The organism is Pseudomonas sp. MIL9, assembly GCF_016887925.1.
Classification (GTDB): Bacteria; Pseudomonadota; Gammaproteobacteria; order Pseudomonadales; family Pseudomonadaceae; genus Aquipseudomonas; species Aquipseudomonas mohnii.
In genome coordinates this window covers 245,884-265,261 of the sequence record NZ_JAFEHE010000023.1, presented here as the reverse complement: position 1 = coordinate 265,261, position 19,378 = coordinate 245,884, and the positions used below count along the sequence as shown (strand labels likewise).

Here is a 19,378-nt window from a genome sequence, read left to right as displayed (position 1 = left end):
CCAAGGACGGTGAAGATTTCAAAGACCCGGTTTCCAGTGGACCGTAAGGCTGCTCCGCTTAAGTGAACAGCATTACGCGCTGGGGCGGGGCTCTTAAATGAGTCTATGGGGTCTTGTGGCGAGGTGGCTTGCCTGTGGCGAGGGGGCCCCCTCACTCCAGGGCAAGCCGAGGGTGTATCGGGTTACTGCGCGGCGATGCTGTAGCCGTCGAACGCGGTTTGCTGCTGCAGGGCGGTGATGATGTTCTTGCGGTTGACGGCCTGGGGGGCGCCGCTGTTGTCCAGGAACGTATCACTTTCCAGCTCGGCTTCATCGCCTTCGCCAACGAAGGTAAAGCCCAGGAATTCCAGGGCGTCACGGTCAACGTTCAAGCGCGAACGCGGAGTGCGCAGCGGCAGGGTCACGCTCATGCCGTCCTTGCTGATGGTGAACACTTCGACGTCTTTCTTGGCCCGCGCGGCCTTGCTCTTGCCGCTGCTCGGGTTGCTGATGGCCTGGTGCGTCTGGTTCAGCACCTTCAATGCCAGACCGTAAACGATCTCCTGAAAGGCCGGGTCGTCCTTGAAGCTGGAGAGGATGCGGCTGATCGGGAACTTGCTGCTCAGGTCTTCCAGGGCCGCGATGTCGGCCGCTTCGGCGTCCTTGAGCTGCTTGAGTTCGCCCATCAACTCGTAAGCCTTGTCGTCGTCGAAGTTGTCGTGGGCCTGGCGAATCGCAGCGCGCAGTTCGCGGATCTGATCGCTTTCACGGCTCGATTGAAACGCGTCGAGGACCATCTCACTGATGGTTTTTGCCTGAGGCACGTGTTGTGAAAGATTGATGGAGTTTTCGTATTCCGCTTTGGACGACAAGGTGACTACGGATTCAGCGGTGTTGGAATCGGACATTGAAATTTCACTACTTCTTTTAACTTGAATAGAGACGAGAAAGCACGGGGGCCTTTTCAGGCCGCCTAATCTATTGGACCGGGGCGGGGTTGTCACGGACCAACAGGCCAACGGAGCAAATCAAGGCGTGCACCTCGCTGCAGGTGCCGGCTTGCCCGCGATGGGGCGCCTCGGCCCGTCAGGCGTGCCCCGGTGTGTTCAGGTTCATTGAACGCTCTGCCAACGCCGACGCGGTGGCTTCATCCACTGCGAGGGAGAAGCGGAACGTCGCGCCGCGCCCTGGCACATCGATCAGCTGAATGTCGCGGCCGTGCAATTGCAGGATGCGGTGCACGATCCGCAGGCCCAACCCGCCATCACGCCGAGCCCCGCCAATATTGAATGGCCGCAGGAACAGGCCTTCGCGCAGCTCGGGGGCGATGCCGGGGCCGGTGTCGCTGACCGTCACTTCAATAAACGATCCCTGTGGCCGCAAGCCGAGCTCGATCTCGCCACCTGGCGGGGTATGGCGCAAGGCGTTGTCGAACAGGTTGGTCAGCACCCGTTCGATCAACCCCAGATCAGCCCAGGCCGCCGAAACGTTTGGGGCAAACGTGGCCTTCAATTCGACCTGGCGCGCCTCGGCCGTCAGCTCGAATTTCTGGAAGATGTCCTGGGCCAGGTCGGTCAGGGAGAAGCGCTCCAGCACCGGTTGCACGAAGCCATGTTCGAGTCGCACCAGTTCCAGCAGCGATTGCGCCAGGCCACCGACCTTGCGGCTCTGGTCCAGCGCGATGCCCAGGTAACGACGACGGTCGGCGGGGGACAGGGTGGCGTCCTTGAGCGACAGGGTTTCCAGGTAACCATGCAGCGACGCGAGCGGGGTGCGCAGGTCGTGGGAAATGTTCGCCACCAGTTCGCGGCGCTCCTGATCCTGGCGGGTCAAGGTGCGCCATTGCTCACCGAGGCGTGCCTGCATCTGCCGGAAAGTGGCGTCGAGTATGGCGATTTCGTCATGGCTGGCGGCTTTCTCCATCGGAGCCGCTGTCGGCGGCGTGACCGGAACGCCGTCGATGTCGAACTGGCTGACGGTTTCGGTCAGGCGGCGCAATGGCCGTGTGATCAGGGCGAACGCCGTGAGACCGGCGATCAGGCACAGCAACGCCACCAAGCCGATGGACAGCAGCGCCGTATTCAGCGCCGCACTGGTCGCACCGCGTTCGGCGAGGCGATCATGGTCTTCGCCGAGCAACACCACATAGAGATAACCGGCCGGTTTGCCATCGACCTTGAGCGGCGCGGCGCTGAACACCTTGCGCCCGTCGACGCTGCGTGGATCGTCGCCGGGAATCGGCAAGGCGTCGCCCTTGAGCAGGCGCTGGATCGGTGCAAGGTCGACCCGCTCGCGGCGTATCCGACCCTCCGGTGCGGCGCTGCCGACAATCTTGCCCTCGGTGTCGAGCAGGTACACCTCGACACTCGGGTTGACCAGCATCAACTGGCTGAACAGATCGCGCACGGCACCGGGCATCAGGCCCTTGGTGTCCATCAGCACCGTGTCGCTGGCGATGTGTTGCGCCAGGTCCCGGGACAAGCCTTGCACCACTTCCTGCTCATGCATCTGGTTGGAGCGCACCTGCATCCACGCCGACGTGCCGCAGCACACCAGCAGCAACACGGCGAACACCAGCGACAGGCGTTGTGTCAGGGTCAACCTCATGGCTGCTCCTCCCCGGTCGCGAATTTGTAGCCGCGCCCCCACACCGTCAGGATGCGCACCGGTTGTGCCGGGTCGGTCTCGATCTTGGCACGCAGGCGGTTGATATGGGTGTTGACCGTGTGTTCGTAGCCTTCGTGGCTGTAGCCCCACACGGCATTGAGCAGGTCCATGCGCGAAAAGACCTTGCCGGGCTGGCGGGCGAAGAAGTAAAGCAAGTCGAATTCTCGCGGGGTGAGGTCCAGGCGCCGACCGTCTAGGGACACTTCGCGGGTGATCGGATCGATGGCCAGGCCGTCGAGGATCAGGCTGCCGGCATCCATTTTCAGGTTGCGCGCCATGGCGTCGACCCGGCGCAGCAGCGCTTTGACCCGGGCCACCAGTTCAAGCATGGAAAACGGCTTGGCCAGGTAATCGTCGGCCCCCAGTTCCAGGCCGAGAATCCGGTGCACTTCGCTGGAACGGGCGCTGGTGATGATGATCGGCGTGTAGCGCGCCATGGCACGGGCGCGCCGGCAGATTTCCAGGCCGTCGACGCCGGGCAGCATCAGGTCGAGGATCAGCGCATCCCAACTGCCTTGCTGCAGCAGGCGCATGCCTTCATTGCCATCGGCGCAGTGCACCACCTCGAACTGCTCATCGCGCAGGTGCAGGCAGATAAGGTCGGCGATATGCAAATCGTCCTCGACCACGAGGACTCGTTTGGTCTGTTCCATCCAGCTCAATCCTTCGGCGCAATGAATGCATTGTGCGAAATGCTGCTCGTGGCAGGCGCGAGCCTGCTCGCGATGGAGTGTCAGTCGACACCTGCGTACCTGACACACCATCGCGAGCAGGCTCGCTCCCACCATTGAAATACCCGGGCATTGTGCGGCTTTTCCGCGGCCGGAGTTGTCACGAATTGTTTAACTCCCCGTGAGGATTTGGCGATCACCCCAAGCCTAGGCTGTGTTCAATGAAAACGGCCCAGGATTTTTGGAGACGGCGATGGATTCAAGACGATTTTCGCGACGGCAATTTCTCGCAGTGAGCGGCGGACTGGGGGTTGCAGCCCTGGCCATCGGCCTGTTGCCCAAATTTTCCGCCAGTACCGCGCTGATCAGCGAGGCGGACGCGGCGCAGGTGTTCGAAGTGACCCACAGCGACAGTGAATGGCACGCGATCCTGAGTGACGAACAGTACGAAATCCTCCGTGAAGAGGGCACCGAACGGGCCTACAGCAGCCCGCTCAACAATGAGCACCGCGACGGCACGTTTGCCTGTGCCGGTTGCGACCTGGCGTTGTTCTCCTCGACGACCAAGTTCGACAGCCATACCGGTTGGCCGAGCTTCTGGATGCCGCTGGACAAGGCCGTCGCCACCCGTCAGGACCGTTCCTTCGGCGTGCTGCGCGAAGAGGTTCACTGCCGGCGTTGCGGCGGGCACCTGGGTCACGTCTTCGATGACGGCCCCAAACCCACCGGGCTGCGCTACTGCATGAACGGCCTGGCGATGAAGTTCGAGCCCAGGACAGCCTGATTTCCACCCCTCATTTTTTTGCAGGTAATCGCCATGTGGCTGCTACTCCTCGCTTACCTCGGTGGTGTGCTGACGATTGTCAGCCCGTGCATTCTGCCGGTCCTGCCGTTCGTTTTTGCCCGCACCGGACAGCCGTTCATCAAAAGCGGTTTGCCGCTGCTGGCCGGGATGGCGCTGACCTTCGCGCTGGTGGCCACCCTGGCGGCGGTTGGCGGTGGTTGGGTGGTGCAACTCAATCAGTACGGGCGCTGGCTGGCGCTGGTGTTCGTGGCGCTGTTCGGCCTGACGCTGTTGTTGCCGCAACTGGCTGAGCGTCTGACCCGCCCGCTGGTGGCGGCCGGCAGTCGCCTGTCGGAAGCGGCCGGCGCCGATGCGCAACCGCGTCCCGGCGCTTCGTTCCTGATCGGCGTTGCCACGGGCCTGCTGTGGGCACCTTGCGCCGGGCCGATTCTGGGGTTGTTGCTGACCGGTGCCGCGCTGCAAGGTGCGAGCATCCAGACCACCTTGCTGCTGTTGGCCTATGCCGCGGGTGCCGCGACTTCCCTGGCCGTGGCGTTGCTGCTGGGCGGTAAGGTCTTCGCCGCGATGAAGCGCTCGATCGGTGCCGGGGAGTGGCTACGTCGTGGCCTCGGTGCGGCGATGCTGGCGGGGGTGGCGGCGATTGCCCTGGGGCTCGATACCGGGATTCTGGCGCGGTTCTCCACGGCCTCGACCGGCGGAATCGAGCAGGTGCTGGTCGGGCGCCTGGCCGGCAAGTCACCCCGTGACAGCGCGGCGATGATGGCGCAAAACCCGGTGTCTGAAGAAGGTGCGCTGCCAGTGGCTGACAAAGCCCCGGGCACCTTGCCGGTCGAAGGCAACCTGCCACCGCTGACTGGCGCGGTGCAGTGGCTCAACTCGCCACCGCTCGATGCCCAGGCCTTGAAGGGCAAAGTGGTGCTGGTGGATTTCTGGACTTACTCCTGCATCAACTGCCTGCGTTCGCTGCCCTATGTCAAAGCCTGGGCCGAGAAATATCGCGATCAGGGCCTGGTGGTGATCGGCGTGCATGCCCCGGAGTTTGCCTTCGAACGCGACGTTAAAAATGTCACCCAGGCCATGAAGGACCTGGGGATCCATTACCCGGTGGCCATCGATAACGAGTTCAAGATCTGGCGCGCTTTCAACAACGAATACTGGCCGGCGCACTATTTCGCCGACGCCCAGGGGCGTATCCGCTATCACCACTTTGGCGAAGGCGAGTACGCCGAATCGGAGCGGGTCATCCAGCAACTGCTGCGTGAAGCAGGCGCGACCAAGGTCTCGGACGGGCTGATCAACGCCAAGGCCGATGGCGTGCAGATGGCCCCGGACAACAACGAAGTGCAGTCGCCGGAAACCTACGTCGGCTATCAGCGTGCCGAGCATTTCGTGCCGGACACCTCGCTGGTGCCGGACAAAGTGGCGACCTACACGCCAGCGAAGCAGTTGGCCCTCAACGACTGGAGCCTGGGCGGCCTGTGGCATGTTGGCTCGGAACGGGCCACCGCCAGCGCTCCGCAAAGCCGCATCGTCTATCGCTTCCACGCCCGTGATTTGCACCTAGTGCTTGGTCCCGGCGCGGATGGCAAACCGGTGCGCTTCAAAGTACTGATCGACGGCAAGGCCCCCGGCGATGCCCATGGCATGGACGTGGCACCCGATGGCAGCGGCCGCGTGACGGAACAGCGTTTGTATCAACTGGTGCGCCAGAACGGCGGCGTGAGTGACCGCACGTTCAGCATCGAGTTTCTGGATCCCGGCGCATCGGCCTACGCCTTTACCTTCGGCTGATCGACCTCAATTCTTCAGGAGTCAACGTCATGAAAAACCTGTTCACCTGGCGCCGTACCTTATTGGGACTGGCGGCTGCCGGCTTCATCAGTCAATGCTCGGCGTTCTCTTTCGGCAGCGCTGAAGAGGCCGTCGTCCTGCCCCCTCCGGCCCTGGATGAAAGCACGCAGGCCCACAGCGAAACCGCCGTGTTTGCCGGTGGTTGCTTCTGGGGCGTTCAAGGGGTGTTCCAGCATGTCAAAGGCGTGAAAAACGCCGTCTCGGGGTACGCGGGCGGTGCGGCTGACACGGCCCGGTACGAACGCGTCAGCAATGGCAATACCGGGCATGCGGAGTCGGTTGAAGTGACCTTCGACCCGAGTCAGGTCAGCTATGGCACCTTGCTGCAAATCTACTTTTCGGTGGCGCACAACCCGACCGAACTCAACCGTCAGGGACCGGACACCGGCACCCAGTATCGCTCGGCCATTTTCACCCAAAGCAGCGAACAGCAACGGGTGGCCCAGGCCTACATCAACCAGCTCGACGCCGCTCATGCGTTCGACAAACCGATTGTGACCAAACTGGAAAGCTACAACGGTTTCTACCCGGCGGAGGAAGAGCATCAGGACTTTCTGACCGAGCACCCGACGTACCCTTACATCGTGATCAACGACCTGCCGAAAGTGGCACAGCTCAAGCAGCTGTACCCGGATCGCTATCAGGAAAAACCGGTGCTGGTGAAGGCGAGGCTGTGAGGGGCGGCGAGTGCTTGCCCCACATCTTCACGGCGAAGTCGACGAAACGACGCAGTTTCGGCAGGCGGTGTCGATCCTGGGCATAGACCAGGTGCATCGGCCGGCTCGGCAGTTGATAGCTCGGCATCAGGGCGACCAGTTTGCCCTCCCGCAGGTCTTGCTCCACCAGCGCATCGGGCACCATCACGATGCCCATGCCGGTGCGCGCCGCTTGATGCAACCCCGCCGAACTGTTGATCAACATCGGACCGCTGACCGCCACCTCGACTTCGCCTTCAGGACCGTGCAGGCGCCATTGCCGGGCCACTGATTGCCAGTCATCACCGGCGGGGTAGGCAAACGCCAGGCAGTCGTGCTGTTGCAGGTCCTCGGGTTTTTCCGGGGTGCCCCGACGCGCCAGGTATTCCCTGGAGGCGCACATGGTCAGGGTGTAGTCGATCAACGGGCGGGAATCAGGTTGGAGGGTTCGAGTGCGCCCAGGCGGAAGGCCACGTCAAAACCGTTATCCAGCAAGTCCGGGCGTCGATTGGTGAGCACCACGTCCAGTTTCACCCGCGGGTTTTGCAAGCTGAACTCACTCAAGGCCGGCGCCAGGCGCTCGGTGCCGAAGGTCAGCGGTGCGGTGATGCGCAGGGTGCCGCTGGGCTCATCGTGGGTTTGCTCCGCCAGGCGCTCGGAATCCGCCACCAGCCCCAGCACTTCGAGGCAGCGCTGATAGTACGCCGTGCCAAATTCGGTCAGGCGCTGGCGCCGGGTCGTACGGTTGAGCAGGCGCACACCGAGGCGCTGCTCCAGGGCCTTGAGATGATTGCCCACCATGGTCGTGGACATCTCACATTGCTGCGCGGCGGCGGTCATGCTGCCGGCTTCGACCACCCGTACGTAAACGCTCATTGCCTGGAACAGATCCATTATCAAGCCTGGCTTTAAAATGATTGAAGTTTTGCCGGGTTTATCCAGCTGTGGTGGCTAACCATACTGCAAAAACACCGACCACAGAGGGAGCTTTTGCCATGACCGCCGCCTGCCTGATGAGCACTTACCAACCCCTGGCCTTGAGTTTCACCAAGGGCCTTGGCACACGCCTGTGGGATCAGGCCGGTCGTGAATACCTGGACGCGATCGCTGGCGTGGCGGTGACCAACGTCGGCCACTCACACCCGAAAATCGTCTCGGCCATCAGCGAGCAGGCCGGTTTGCTGTTGCACACTTCGAACCTGTACAGCATCGATTGGCAGCAACAACTGGCGCAGAAACTGACCCGGTTGGCCGGCATGGACCGGGCGTTTTTCAACAATTCCGGTGCCGAGGCCAACGAAACGGCGCTGAAAATCGCGCGGCTGCATGGTTGGCGCAAAGGCATCGAGCAACCGTTGGTGGTGGTCATGGAGAACGCTTTCCATGGTCGGACCCTCGGCACGCTATCCGCCAGCGATGGCCCGGCCGTGCGCCTGGGCTTCAACACGTTGCCGGGGGATTTCGTCAAGGTACCGTTCGGCGACCTCAAGGCGCTGGATCAGGTGCAACAGGCCCATGGCCCGCGCATCGTGGCGATTCTGATGGAGCCGATCCAGGGCGAAAGCGGCGTGCAACTGGCGCCGCCGGGCTATCTCAAAGCCGTGCGCGAGCTGTGCCATCGGCGCGGGTGGTTGATGATGCTCGATGAAATCCAGACCGGCATCGGCCGCACCGGCCAGTGGTTTGCGTTCCAGCACGAAGGCATCGTGCCGGACGTCATGACCCTGGCCAAAGGCTTGGGCAACGGCATCCCGATCGGCGCTTGCCTGGCCCGGGGCAAAGCCGCCGAGCTCTTTACCCCCGGTAGCCACGGCAGCACCTTCGGTGGCAACCCGTTGGCCTGTCGGGTCGCGTGCACCGTGCTGGACATCATCGAAGAACAGCAATTGCGGGAAAACGCGCGGACGCAGGGTGAACGCCTGCTCGAAAGATTGCGCGCGGAACTGGCGGACCACCCGAATGTATTGGCGATTCGCGGCCAGGGCTTGATGATCGGCATCGAACTCAAACAACCGATCCGCGACCTGTCCCTGATCGCCGCACGGGATCACAGCCTGTTGATCAACGTGACCCGCGGCCAGATCATCCGCCTGCTGCCGCCGCTGACGATTGATGAGCGGGAGGTGGAGATGATTGTCAGGGGAGTTGCTTTGTCGATGAGAGCCGACTGAACCGGGTTTCCGTGCAGGAGCAGCCTCGGGCGGCTCCTACGCGGTCGGTGCTTGTGTTGCGAACTCGGTGATTTGCGCCCGATTCGTCAGCTGAATGCGCGAGCCAGTGAAATCCTCGAACAGTCGCTGATGCGCCGCAAACCCACTGGATCCCTCACGCTTGCGATAGCTGCCGGCCCAGTCCAGCAAGGCGATCAGCAACAGGTCATCATCGTCGCGCCCGGCCTCGCGCTGGCGAATGTTGGCCACGCAGTCCTCATCTTCAACACTCAACCAGATCAACGCGGTGGCGCGGGGCAGGAGTTCGCTGGCGATCCAGCCATAAACCCCTTCGATGACCCAGCGCTCTTCACTGGCCGCCACCCGTGCCATGGCCAACGCCTCGTTCCGGGGGCGGGCGATGCTGTGTTCGTCAGATATCCAGTGAAGGCGATCAAGGTCGGTCCATGGCACGTGCAACGGCTGCGACAGTCGTTCTGCCAACCAGCTCTTGCCGGAACCTGAGTTGCCGATGATCAGGGTTCGAGTGAGGTCCAATTCGCGTTACCTCTTTGAGTCACACGATCCATTGTAGGAGCGAGCCTGTCGAATCGTCGCACCGTCGCGATGGTCGTCAGCGATAACGCGGGTGGCCTGGTTAAACGCGGCGCACTTGGGCCCATCGCCAGCAGGCTGGCTCCTACAGGTTTGCGGTCATGTGTAGGCGCGAGCCTGCTCGCGATGGTCGTCAGCGATAACGCGGGTGGCCTGGTTAAACGCGGCGCACTCGGGGCCATCGCCAGCAGGCTGGCTCTACAGGTTTGCGGACATGTGTAGGCGCGAGCCTGCTCGCGATGGTCGTTAACGATAACGCGGGTGGCCTGGTTAAACGCGGCGCACTCGGGTCCATCGCCAGCAGGCTGGCTCTGCAGGTTTTCGGTCATGATCAGGAGCGGCGGTCATCCCTTCACTCCTCATCGGCAGGCGGCACCATGCGCGTCTTCGGCGCCCCATTGGCGTTGTGCTGATAGATATCCTGCGGCTGACCCTGATCATTGAAAAACACCTGGCCGATCCCCGCCGAATTCCACAGCCGTTCACCGGCCTCGGCATGCTCGGGGACGTGCGGCACGATGCGCAGGCGCCGACGTTTGGTCAGCCAGTTGAGCGGCGAGCGTGGCGAGTACAGCCAGCGGTTGAGGCGATCGAACCACTCGAGCAGGGCCCGGGGGAATTCGTTCTTGATGCCGCTGCTGGTGATCTGCCAGATATGTGGCCCGGCCTTGCGGTGTCGGATCAGCACTTCGTAGACGAAGGAATAATGCACATCCCCCGAGAGCACCACGTAGTTACCCGGCGTACGCGAGTGTCGGAAAATGTTCAGGATCACCTGCGCCGCACCGCGATGGGCCATCCAGTTTTCCGCGTCCACCAGCAGTGGATAACCGCACCAACTGAACACCCGCTGCACGGTCTCGATCAGTTTCACGCCGAAGATCGGGGCAGGCGAAACGATGATCGCGCACGGGTGGTCGAGCAGTTCCTGTTGCAGTTCGCTGAGGGCTTCCCAGTCGAGCAGGCCCGAGGGTTGCTTGAGGTTCATCTCGCTGCGCCAGCGCCGGGTGCGGGTGTCGATCACCACCACGGCCGGGCGGGTGGGCAGCACGTAGTGCCAGTTCTGAAATTTCAGCAATTGGTCGATCAAGTCATCTTGCACAGGGCTGTCGAGGTAGCGGTCCTGCCCGGTGGCGCTCAACAGCCGCGCTTTTTCCAGGACGCCGCTGAAGGCATCCGGGTTGTTGCCCCAGCCCTGGCACAGCATGTAGGCCAGCAGTGCATTACCGATGATGCGTTTGGAGAACGGATGGCCGTAGGCCGTTTCCTCCCATTGCGCGGAAAGATTCCAGTCATCGGTAATGTCGTGGTCGTCGAAAATCATCAGCGTCGGCAAGTGCGCCAGGGCCCGGGCGACCTGGCCGAGTCCGGCCTTGAAGCCATCGATGCGGGTTTGTTCCAGTGCATAGCGCTGAGCCCTGTCCGGCGTCAGTGCCGGCGGCTGCGGGGCAATCAAGGTCCAGGGCGTGGGGGACCAGACCAACACATACATGGCCATGACTTCGGCGAAGGTCACCAGATGGTTGTCGGCGTTGCTGCTGGTGAAAATCGGCTTGCGCGCCCCGCCGAAAAATCGCTCGCGCAAGGTCTCGTTGCTTTCAAGCGCCGGTAACAAATCCGCACGGTGGTAGTAGCTGGCGGGATGCTCGTAGAGTTTGGCGCTGTCGTTGACCACGGCGCCTTCCAGGTGCTCGCCGAACAGTCCCAGTCGCTCGATCAAGGCATGAATGGCCCGCAACATCGGCCCGGCGACATCGTCGGCGTACACCTGATCGCCGCTCATCATCAACAGTGCCGGGCGCTCGCTGGCTTCAGGGGTTTGCGCCAGCAGGGCATCGACACACAGCAAGCCGTCGGCTGACGGGTGATGAGGTTTGCGGCAGGAGCCATGCAGCAACTGATCGATGCGTGAGCGCAGAACGAAATTCGGACGACGGGCATCGCCATACAACAGATGGGGCGCCCAGTCGGCGATGCCTGTTTGTGCGTCATCGATCAGCAGGTCGTACTCGATCAGCGTGTCCCAGGGCAGGGCGGCCTCCAGCGTCACGTCGATCAGATGCACGAAGGCCTGCGTGCCCACCTGGATGACCGTGCATTGCCCGGCATCCAGACGTACATCGGCAACACCCTGCACGCGCAACGTCAGCGCCAGCGACCGCGAGCCGACCAGCCACATCACCAGCCGCGTGGGCTCCAGACGGCGTAACAGCGGCCCGGCCAGAACCGGTGGCAGTGAATGATGATCAGCAGGTAATGGCAGAGTGACGGACATCCGGGTTCAAGACTCTTGGGGCACCGAAGCGGGCGATGATAGCGCAGGTCGTTGCGGCTGCCTGTTAACGTTGAAGTGATCAGTGTCAGCTGACCGATGGCCAATACAGGCTAGAGTGAATGACCTGACTGTCGACAAGCTTTCGCTCTGAGAAGAGGAACACATGAAGAAGATCATCCTGCCGGCGCTGGCCATGTTGATCGTTGCCCAGTCCCCGGCCTATGCCATCAACGACAAGTACCGCAAACAACTCGAACAATCCGGTTGCACCCAGATGAGTGAACTGGAGGGCTGCGATATCCACAAGAGCAAGGCCGAAAACGCCAAGGCCGGGTTCAGCAATCCGCAAGCACCGGCCGCCAGCGACAGCGCGAACACCCAGACGCCGTATGCCGGGCAGTGGGTCGCCAAGAGCGACGCCGGCGCGACCGTCGCCACCATACGTATCGACTCGAAGGAGAACGTCTGGGTCAACGGCAAGCGGGTCAACGCCAAGCGCACCGACGGCACGCTGCAGTTCCGCCAGGGCAAGATGACGTTCACGATCCAGGGTGATCGGCGGCTGACGGGGGAAGATTACTGGACCGACAGCGATGCCGGGACAAAAGGGCCCATTGAGGTCGAATAAGCGCCGATACAGCCCTGTGGCTACGGTATGTCCTCTGCGGCATTAGCCTGGCGTGGTTGCCTTCGGTTTGTGGGCGGCGCTGCGTTGATCCGGCCATCGAAATCCAGCGTTTGTGCCAAGCTGATGGGGTGCCCACAACCCAGGAAGCTCGTGACATGAACCTCAATCACGCATCCCACGTTCGCCATGAGTTCTACAAGACTGTCTGGTTCTACTTCTGCGTGGTGTGGCCGATCTTCTCCATCCTGCTGTTCCTGATCGTTCTGTTCGGCCTGATCATCAGCTACTTGGAAGGCTGGGGCCCATTCGACGGTATCTATTTCGCCTTCGTGACCGGCCTGACCATCGGCTACGGCGAACTGGTGCCCAAACTGGCGGTATCGCGGGTGCTGGCGATAATGCTGGGGTTCAACGGCGTACTGATGACCGCGATCTTTGCGGCGATCAGTGTGCGGGCGATCGAGGCGGCCGTGCGGGCGAAGGAGGGGGACGCCTGAATAGGGCTCCGCACCCCATTCCCCTGTAGGAGCGAGCCTGCTCGCGATGGTCGTCAACGATGACACGTGCTTGCAGGCTAAACGCGACGGCCTAGGGTCCATCACGAGCAGGCTCGCTCCTACAGTGGCCTGGTCGGACGCGGAATAGGGTTGCGCAACCAATTGCCTTGTAGGAGCGAGCCTGCTCGCGATGGTCGTGAACGATGACGCGTGCTTGCAGGCTAAACGCGACGGCCTCGGGTCCATCGCGAGCAGGCTCGCTCCTACAGTGGTCCTGGTCGGACGCGGAATAGGGTTGCGCAACCAATTGCCTTGTAGGAGCGAGCCTGCTCGCGATGGTCGTCAACGATGACACGTGCTTGCAGGCTAAACGCGACGGCCTCGGGTCCATCGCGAGCAGGCTCGCTCCGACAGGTGGTTTTTCAGTGTTGGGCTAGGCCTCCCAACCCGCCCCGGTTACCGCCGCCTGTACCAGCGGGTGTAAATCCTCCCCGTGATGCTCGGTCTGCCAGGCCAGCAGTTCCTTGCGCATGCTCGGCGCCCAGAACATTTGCAGGTGATTGCGCACACTGAGCACGGCCTGCTCCTGGTCCGGCTGGCTGGCGAAGTACTGGGCGATCTGGTTGGCCATCTTGATCAGGTTGTCCGTGCTCATCGGCGTGCCTCCGCCTTATCGCCACGGGCCTGGCGGCGTTCCTTGAGCAGACGGTCCTGTTCGTCGCTGAAGGCCTGATAGCGCTTTTGCCACTCGGAAGGGTGATAGACGCGGCTGACTTCCACGGCCGTGACCTTGTATTCCGGACAGTTGGTGGCCCAGTCGGAGTTGTCGGTGGTGATCACGTTGGCCCCGGATTCCGGGAAGTGGAAGGTGGTGTACACCACGCCCGGCGCGACCCGTTCGGTAATCCGCGCACGCAATACCGTCTGCCCGGCACGGCTGCCGATGCCGACCCAATCACCTTCGTTGATGCCCCGGCTCTCGGCGTCGGTCGGGTGGATTTCCAGGCGGTCTTCTTCATGCCAGGCAACGTTCTCTGTACGGCGGGTCTGAGCACCAACGTTGTACTGGCTGAGGATGCGCCCGGTGGTCAGCAGCAGCGGGTAGCGACTGTTGACCTTCTCTTCGGTGGGCACGTACCCGGTGAGCATGAAACGCCCCTTGCCGCGCACGAACTCGTCGATGTGCATGGTCGGCGTGCCGTCCGGCGCTGCGGCGTTGCACGGCCATTGCAGGCTGCCGTGGCGCTCCAGTTCGGCGTAGCTGACGTTGGTGAAAGTCGGCGTCAGGCGGGCGATTTCATCCATGATTTCGGACGGGTGTTTGTAATGCATCGGGTAACCCAAGGCATTGGCCAGGGCCACGGTGCCTTCCCAGTCGGCCTTGCCGCCCAGCGGTTCCATGACCTTGCGAACCCGGGAGATGCGTCGCTCGGCGTTGGTGAAGGTGCCGTCCTTTTCCAGGAACGAACTGCCCGGCAGGAACACATGAGCGAACCTGGCGGTTTCGTTGAGGAAAATGTCCTGCACCACCACACATTCCATGGCCGACAACGCGGCGGTGACGTGCTGGGTATTCGGATCGCTCTGGGCGATGTCCTCACCCTGGCAATACAAGCCCTTGAAGCTGCCGCCCAGGGCTGCTTCGAACATGTTGGGAATGCGCAGGCCCGGTTCGGATTGCAGGGTGACGTTCCACGCCTGTTCGAACTGCGTGCGCACCACCTCGTTGGAGACGTGCCGGTAGCCGGGCAGTTCGTGGGGGAAGGAGCCCATGTCGCAGGAGCCCTGCACGTTGTTCTGACCGCGCAGCGGGTTCACGCCCACGCCTTCGCGGCCGATGTTGCCGGTGGCCATGGCCAGGTTGGCGATGCCCATGACCGCGGTGCTGCCCTGGCTGTGTTCGGTGACGCCCAGGCCGTAGTAGATCGCCGCGTTGCCGCCGGTGGCATACAGACGCGCGGCGGCACGGATGTCGGCAGCGGGTACACCGCAAATCGCGCCCAGCACTTCCGGCGAGTTTTCCGCGCGGCTGACGAACTCGCGCCAGTTGGCGAAATCGCTGCCTTCGCAACGGGCGTCGATAAAGGCCTGGTTGAGCAGGCCTTCGGTGACGATCACATGGGCCAGGGCGTTGAGCATGGCGACGTTGGTACCGGGGCGCAGGGCCAGGTGATATTCAGCGCGGGCGTGCACCGAATCCACCAGATCAATGCGTCGCGGATCGATCACGATCAACCGCGCACCTTCACGCAGGCGACGTTTGAGCTGGGAAGCAAACACTGGGTGCGCATCGCTGGGGTTGGCGCCCATCACCAAAATCACGTCGGCCTGCATCACCGAGTCGAAACTCTGGGTGCCGGCGGACTCGCCCAGGGTTTGTTTCAGGCCATAACCGGTCGGCGAATGGCAGACCCGCGCGCAGGTGTCGACGTTGTTGTTGCCGAACGCGGCACGCACCAGTTTTTGCACCAGATAGGTTTCTTCGTTGGTGCAACGGCTGGAGGTGATGCCACCGATGGAGTCGCGGCCGTACTTCTGCTGCAGCCGGCGGAATTCGCTGGCGGCGTAGGTCACCGCTTCGTCCCAGCTGACTTCCTGCCACGGATCGTTGATGTGCTGGCGGATCATCGGTTTGGTGATGCGATCCGGGTGCGTGGCGTAGCCCCAGGCAAAGCGGCCCTTGACGCAGGAGTGGCCGTGGTTGGCCTGACCGTTCTTGTCCGGCACCATGCGCACCAGCTGCTCGCCTTTCATCTCGGCGCGGAACGAGCAGCCCACACCGCAATAGGCACACGTCGTGATCACGCTGCGCTCGGGCTGGCCCAGTTCGACCACACTTTTCTCCATCAGGGTCGCGGTAGGGCAGGCCTGCACGCAGGCGCCGCAGGACACGCATTCGGAGTCGAGGAAGTTATCCCCACCGGCAGCGGCCACACGGGACTCGAAACCGCGCCCGGTAATGGTCAGGGCAAAGGTACCTTGGGTTTCTTCGCAGGCACGCACGCAGCGGTTGCAGACGATGCACTTGCTCGGGTCATAGTCGAAATAGGGGTTGGACGTGTCCTTCACATCGGCCAGATGGTTGTCGCCTTCATAGCCGTAACGCACTTCCCGCAGGCCGACTTGACCGGCCACGGTTTGCAGCTCGCAGTTGCCGTTGGCCGAGCAGGTCAGGCAGTCCAATGGGTGATCGGAGATATACAGCTCCATGACGTTGCGGCGCAGGGTCGCAAGCTTCGGCGTCTGGGTGTGCACGGTCATGCCTTCGCTGACCGGCGTGGTGCAGGACGCCGGGTAGCCGCGCATGCCGTCGATCTCCACCAGGCACATGCGGCAGGAGCCGAAGGCTTCCAGGCTGTCGGTGGCGCAGAGCTTCGGAATGGTGGTGCCCAGCAATGCGGCGGCGCGCATCACCGAAGTGCCTTCGGGCACGCTGATGCTGCGGCCGTCGATGTGCAGGGTGACGTGCACGTCGCTGTCACGGGCAGGGGTGCCCAGATCGATATCGGTTTTCGGGTCGAAGAGAGTGATCATTGCTCGGCCTCCGAGGGCTGCAAGCCGAAGTCGGCGGGGAAGTGCTTGAGGGCGCTGGCGACCGGGAAGGAAACCATGCCGCCCAACGCACACAGCGAACCGTATTGCATCGTGTCGCACAGGTCCTTGAGGATGATCACCTGCTCATCGCGACCGCTCGCGTCCGGTGCGGCCAGCAAGCGGTCGATCACCTCGACGCCGCGGGTCGAGCCGATGCGGCACGGTGTGCACTTGCCACAGGATTCCTCGGCGCAGAATTCAAGGGCGAAACGCGCCATGTGGGCCATGTCCAGGCTGTCGTCGGCCACCACTACGCCACCGTGACCGAGCATCGCGCCCATGGCGGCGAAGGCCTCGTAATCCAGCGGCGTGTCGAATTGCGACGGCGGCACCCAGGCACCGAGGGGACCGCCCACTTGCGCGGCCTTCAGCGGCCGACCACTGGCGGTCCCGCCGCCGTAGTCCTCCACCAGTTCCCGCAGGGTCAGGCCAAAGGCCCGTTCCACCAGCCCGCCGTGACGCACATTGCCCGCCAGTTGAAACGGCATGGTGCCCAGGGAGCGGCCCATGCCGTAATCGCGATAGAACTGCGCGCCCTTGGCCAGAATCAGCGGCACCGAGGCCAGGGTCAGCACGTTGTGCACCAGGGTCGGCTGGCCAAACAGGCCCTTCAACGCGGGAATCGGCGGCTTGGCGCGAACGACTCCGCGCTTGCCTTCGAGGGAGTCCAGCAATGCGGTTTCTTCACCGCAAATGTAAGCACCGGCACCGACCCGCACTTCCATGTCGAAAGACTGACCGCTGCCGCCGACATTGGCGCCCAGGTAACCGTTCGACCGGGCTATCTCCAGCGCTTCGCGCAGGGTGGCCACGGCATCCGGATATTCCGAGCGCACATAGATGTAGCCGTAGGTGGCGCCGACGCACAGGCCGGCAATGGCCATGCCTTCGATCAGCAGGAAGGGGTCGCCTTCCATCAGCATGCGGTCGGCAAAGGTGCCGGAGTCGCCTTCGTCGGCGTTGCACACGATGTACTTTTGCGCCGCTTCGGTGAGGCGCACCGTGCGCCATTTGATCCCGGCGGGGAAGGCCGCGCCGCCACGGCCACGCAGGCCTGAATCGAACACCTCAGTCGCAGTCTCCTCGCCGCCAAGGGTGACGGATCTGTTCAAACCTTCGAAACCGCCGTGGGCCCGGTAATCGTCCAGCGACAGCGGCCGGGTGATGCCGGCGCGGGCAAACAGCAGGCGCTGTTGAGTCTTCAGATAGGGCAGGTCTTCCACCAGGCCCAGGGCCAGTGGATGAGCGGATGGATCGCCCAGGGCCTCAAGCACCGACGGCACATCGGCCGCCGTCAGTGGGCCGAAGCCGATACGGCCTTGCGGGGTGTCCACTTCCAGCAGCGGTTCCAGCCAGTACAGGCCGCGCGAACTGGTGCGCTGCAGCTCCAGCGGCAGATGGCGTTCGTGGGCCTGAGTGGTAAGGGCCGTCGCCACCTCATCGGCGCCCACGGCACGGGCCAGGGAATCACAGGGCAGATAGAGCGTCGGCATCAAGCGTCCTCCCGGCAAGCGTCAAGCAGGGCATCCAGACGCTCGGCACTGAGCCGCGCATGCACCCGGCCATCCAGTTCCAGCGCCGGGGAGCAGGCGCAGGCGCCCAGGCAGTAAACCGGACGCAAACTGATGCTGCCATCGGCGCTGCTGCCGTGGTCGTCCAGTTGCAGGCGTTCGCGCAGCTGCGCGGCCAGTTGCTCGGCGCCGCGACTCTTGCAGGACTCGGCCCGGCACAGACGCAGAATGTGCCGAGCGGGCGGCGCGGTGCGCAAGTCATGGTAAAAACTGATCACCCCGCGCACCTCGGCCTGACTCTGGTTCAGCGCATGGGCAATCTCGGGGACGGCGGCATCGGGGATGTAGCCGATGTGCGCCTGAATATCGTGAAGAATGGGCAACAGTGCACCCGCAGCGCCCTTGTGGCGTTCCAGCAGGCTGTTGACCAAAGGCAAGTGCAACGTCTCATCAGGCATTCAGCAATCCTCACGGTCACGGACAAACCATAGGGTTGTCGGTCGTCCGAAAGTGTCGGCTGCGGCATTCACACCACGTCACGGTATCGTGGCATCGTCAGGCCGTTGGCCAGGGCACCCTCAATGGGCATCTTGTTGCGCCCGACGCGGTCTTCGCCGCGCCTCTACCGGGCATAAAGGGCAGCTTGCCACGCCGCTATTGATCGAACTGCACCAAAGCGACGTGCTCGGTTCTGCCTACGACTCTCCATTCAGTCTAGATGAGTGCCGCCAGGGGCGATCATTCACTGGTCTAATGCCCGGAGGGCTTGTCGAGGGGGGATGTATAGCAACCATTGCAGGTAAGAAGAAGCATCAGAACCGTGGGCAATTCTGCGGAGCAGATGGGTTGAGCCATTGTGGGGAAAGCGGTGGAGTGGGGGTTGGCCCTGCACTGTCGATCGAGATACGGTATGAAGTCATGCTCAAGCCGTTCATTGGATAAACAGGGAAAGACAGATGATTGATTTCAACAACAAGGGATTCTTCAAACTCAAGCAAAACGACGAATACGCCGAACGCGTTTCCGCCCTGTTGATCGACGGCGAACACGTTATCGATGCCTACAAATCCATGCGCGACGGCGTGGTGTTTACCAACAAACGCATCATCTCGGTCAACGTCCAAGGCATCACCGGCAGCAAAAAAGACTTCACCTCGTTGCCGTACAAAAACATCGTGGCGTACTCGGTAGAAACCTCGGGCACGTTCGACCTGGACTCCGAGCTGGAGATCTACTTCTCGTCGCTGGGAAAGGTGAAGTTCGAATTCACCGGCAGGACTTCGATGGTGGAAATTTCGAAACTGATTTCTCAGCATCTGCTTTGAACTGACGGTCTGCCGAATCACCGCCCAGCCAAATCCCGCCCGATAAAAAGCCCCGAAAACTCGGGGCTAATCAAAAAGAATCAAAAAGGGAATCACCTTGAAAATTAATCTGTGC

At 62.5% G+C, this 19,378-nt stretch carries 16 protein-coding genes and 1 pseudogene; 7 read left to right on the top strand and 10 right to left on the bottom strand.

Features of this window, described 5'->3' with window-relative positions; all coding sequences use genetic code 11:
• Window positions 1–182: 182 nt before the first annotated feature.
• From JQF37_RS23960 to JQF37_RS23950, 3 genes are all read right to left on the bottom strand, one after another.
• Entirely contained in the window at window positions 183–887 is a 705-nt protein-coding gene (locus JQF37_RS23960; protein WP_130211377.1) for a hypothetical protein, read from the bottom strand.
• A 178-nt stretch (window positions 888–1,065) separates the two neighbouring features.
• Window positions 1,066–2,586, bottom strand: coding sequence for a HAMP domain-containing sensor histidine kinase (locus JQF37_RS23955; RefSeq protein ID WP_204149772.1), 1,521 nt, complete (start codon window positions 2,584–2,586; stop codon window positions 1,066–1,068).
• Window positions 2,583–3,299, bottom strand: coding sequence for a response regulator transcription factor (locus tag JQF37_RS23950; RefSeq protein ID WP_090467259.1), 717 nt, complete (start codon window positions 3,297–3,299; stop codon window positions 2,583–2,585). The genes JQF37_RS23955 and JQF37_RS23950 overlap by 4 nt, the downstream gene beginning before the upstream one ends.
• 271 nt (window positions 3,300–3,570) lie before the next feature.
• Between JQF37_RS23950 and msrB the strand changes: the two genes are divergently transcribed.
• From msrB to msrA, 3 genes are read left to right on the top strand one after another with little or no spacing between them, the layout of a single operon-like run.
• Window positions 3,571–4,101, top strand: coding sequence for a peptide-methionine (R)-S-oxide reductase MsrB (gene msrB, locus JQF37_RS23945; protein WP_130211379.1), 531 nt, complete (start codon window positions 3,571–3,573; stop codon window positions 4,099–4,101).
• Window positions 4,102–4,134: 33 nt separating this feature from the next.
• On the top strand, window positions 4,135–5,913 hold the full coding sequence (locus JQF37_RS23940; protein WP_130211380.1) for a cytochrome c biogenesis protein DipZ: 1,779 nt from the start codon (window positions 4,135–4,137) through the stop codon (window positions 5,911–5,913).
• 29 nt (window positions 5,914–5,942) lie between these two features.
• Window positions 5,943–6,650: a peptide-methionine (S)-S-oxide reductase MsrA gene (gene msrA / locus JQF37_RS23935; RefSeq protein ID WP_130211381.1), complete on the top strand. Its 708-nt coding sequence runs from the start codon at window positions 5,943–5,945 to the stop codon at window positions 6,648–6,650.
• Window positions 6,651–6,660: 10 nt separating this feature from the next.
• On the opposite strand, the pseudogene JQF37_RS23930 reads toward msrA, so the two are convergent.
• Window positions 6,661–7,562: pseudogene (locus JQF37_RS23930) on the bottom strand (LysR family transcriptional regulator); the annotation flags it as partial.
• A 101-nt stretch (window positions 7,563–7,663) separates the two neighbouring features.
• On the opposite strand from JQF37_RS23930, the gene JQF37_RS23925 reads away from it, so the two are divergent.
• Complete coding sequence (locus JQF37_RS23925; protein ID WP_130211382.1) at window positions 7,664–8,839, top strand: aspartate aminotransferase family protein; 1,176 nt, start codon at window positions 7,664–7,666, stop codon at window positions 8,837–8,839.
• Window positions 8,840–8,875: 36 nt separating this feature from the next.
• On the opposite strand, the gene JQF37_RS23920 is transcribed toward JQF37_RS23925, so the two are convergent.
• Window positions 8,876–9,376 carry an adenylate kinase gene (locus tag JQF37_RS23920; protein WP_130211383.1) on the bottom strand — a complete coding sequence of 167 codons (501 nt, stop codon included), beginning with the start codon at window positions 9,374–9,376 and terminating at the stop codon, window positions 8,876–8,878.
• Window positions 9,377–9,785: 409 nt separating this feature from the next.
• The gene (locus tag JQF37_RS23915) at window positions 9,786–11,708 is read right to left on the bottom strand and encodes an alkaline phosphatase D family protein (RefSeq protein WP_130211386.1); all 1,923 of its coding nucleotides are present in this window, start codon (window positions 11,706–11,708) and stop codon (window positions 9,786–9,788) included.
• A 163-nt stretch (window positions 11,709–11,871) separates the two neighbouring features.
• On the opposite strand from JQF37_RS23915, the gene JQF37_RS23910 reads away from it, so the two are divergent.
• Together JQF37_RS23910 and JQF37_RS23905 are read left to right on the top strand one after the other, a co-directional pair.
• Window positions 11,872–12,336 carry a hypothetical protein gene (locus JQF37_RS23910; protein ID WP_130211387.1) on the top strand — a complete coding sequence of 155 codons (465 nt, stop codon included), beginning with the start codon at window positions 11,872–11,874 and terminating at the stop codon, window positions 12,334–12,336.
• A 155-nt stretch (window positions 12,337–12,491) separates the two neighbouring features.
• On the top strand, window positions 12,492–12,833 hold the full coding sequence (locus JQF37_RS23905) for a potassium channel family protein (RefSeq protein ID WP_130211388.1): 342 nt from the start codon (window positions 12,492–12,494) through the stop codon (window positions 12,831–12,833).
• A 433-nt stretch (window positions 12,834–13,266) separates the two neighbouring features.
• Here the strand turns inward: JQF37_RS23905 and JQF37_RS23900 are convergent, their stop codons facing one another.
• From JQF37_RS23900 to JQF37_RS23885, 4 genes are read right to left on the bottom strand one after another with little or no spacing between them, the layout of a single operon-like run.
• Window positions 13,267–13,488 (bottom strand): formate dehydrogenase subunit delta, encoded by a 222-nt coding sequence (locus JQF37_RS23900; RefSeq protein ID WP_130211389.1) that lies wholly within the window; start codon window positions 13,486–13,488, stop codon window positions 13,267–13,269.
• Window positions 13,485–16,367, bottom strand: coding sequence for a formate dehydrogenase subunit alpha (fdhF, locus tag JQF37_RS23895; protein WP_130211390.1), 2,883 nt, complete (start codon window positions 16,365–16,367; stop codon window positions 13,485–13,487). Before fdhF ends, JQF37_RS23900 begins: the two co-directional genes overlap by 4 nt.
• Window positions 16,364–17,920 carry a formate dehydrogenase beta subunit gene (locus tag JQF37_RS23890; protein WP_130211391.1) on the bottom strand — a complete coding sequence of 519 codons (1,557 nt, stop codon included), beginning with the start codon at window positions 17,918–17,920 and terminating at the stop codon, window positions 16,364–16,366. Before JQF37_RS23890 ends, fdhF begins: the two co-directional genes overlap by 4 nt.
• On the bottom strand, window positions 17,920–18,396 hold the full coding sequence (locus JQF37_RS23885) for a formate dehydrogenase subunit gamma (protein ID WP_130211392.1): 477 nt from the start codon (window positions 18,394–18,396) through the stop codon (window positions 17,920–17,922). The genes JQF37_RS23890 and JQF37_RS23885 overlap by 1 nt, the downstream gene beginning before the upstream one ends.
• A 498-nt stretch (window positions 18,397–18,894) precedes the next feature.
• Here JQF37_RS23885 and JQF37_RS23880 point away from each other — a divergent pair, with 498 nt between their 5' ends.
• Window positions 18,895–19,263 (top strand): PH domain-containing protein, encoded by a 369-nt coding sequence (locus tag JQF37_RS23880; RefSeq protein WP_047538021.1) that lies wholly within the window; start codon window positions 18,895–18,897, stop codon window positions 19,261–19,263.
• The last annotated feature ends 115 nt before the right edge of the window (window positions 19,264–19,378 follow it).